This is a genomic window from Protofrankia sp. CiP1_Cm_nod3, from assembly GCF_982290655.1.
The window spans coordinates 3,661-4,440 of record NZ_CEVIVD010000150.1 but is presented as its reverse complement, the minus strand read 5'-3'; the positions used below and the strand labels follow the sequence as shown (position 1 = coordinate 4,440).

At 77.9% G+C, this 780-nt stretch carries 1 protein-coding gene; it reads right to left on the bottom strand.

What is annotated here, in order from left to right:
* Positions 1-2 precede the first annotated feature (2 nt).
* Positions 3-780 (bottom strand): hypothetical protein (locus AC5LUJ_RS20475; RefSeq protein ID WP_493465541.1); only part of this gene is annotated, 778 nt, incomplete at its 5' end.

Sequence of the window (780 nt, the reverse complement as noted above, 5' to 3'; positions counted from 1 at the left end):
TGTCAGCCCGCGCCGGCCGGCCCGGCGGCGGTCGGCTCGGCGGCCGGGCAGGAGCCGACCTCAAGCGAGCCGCTGGACTGCGCGCGCAGCCCGTCGAGGCTGGTGACGGTGACGCTGAACGACAGCGGGCCCGGGACCGCCGACGGCCCGACCGGCCCCGACCACACCGACCACTGCTCGGCGGCCTCACCCAGGCTCAGTGCGCTGGTGGCCGTCCTCCCGTCGGGCAGGTGGGCGACCAGGTCCACCCGGAAGACGCCGGTGGAATCGGTCGCGCGCACCGACACCGTGGACACCGTCGGCCCGGCCGCGGCCGGGCATCCCGTCGTGCGCACAACGGCCGGGGCGACGGTCAGCACGTCGATGGCCGGCGGGCCGGAGACCACCGCGGTCACCCGCAGCGTCCCGCCCTTCCCGTCGCCGCCGACGGTGGCGACGGCGACCGAGGTGTCCAGCACGCCGGCCGGCGCGGCGGACCGGTCGAGCGTGACGGTGACGGCCCTGCGATCACCCGCCGCGACCGTGCCGGTGGCCGGCGCGACGGACAGCCAGGACGGCGTGGCGGCGAACCGGAAGCCGACGGGCTCGCGGCCGGTGCTGCGCAGTTCCACGGCCGCCGAGGAGTTGACCGCCCCCAGGTCGACGACACCCGTCGACAGCACGAGCCCGCCACCCACCGTGACCGCCGTATCCCCGGAAAGAACGCGCGCGGTCCCAGCCGCCGTCACGGCGGGCTGTGGCCGCGGCTGCGTCGCGCCCGGGGACGGGCTGCCCGGCGCG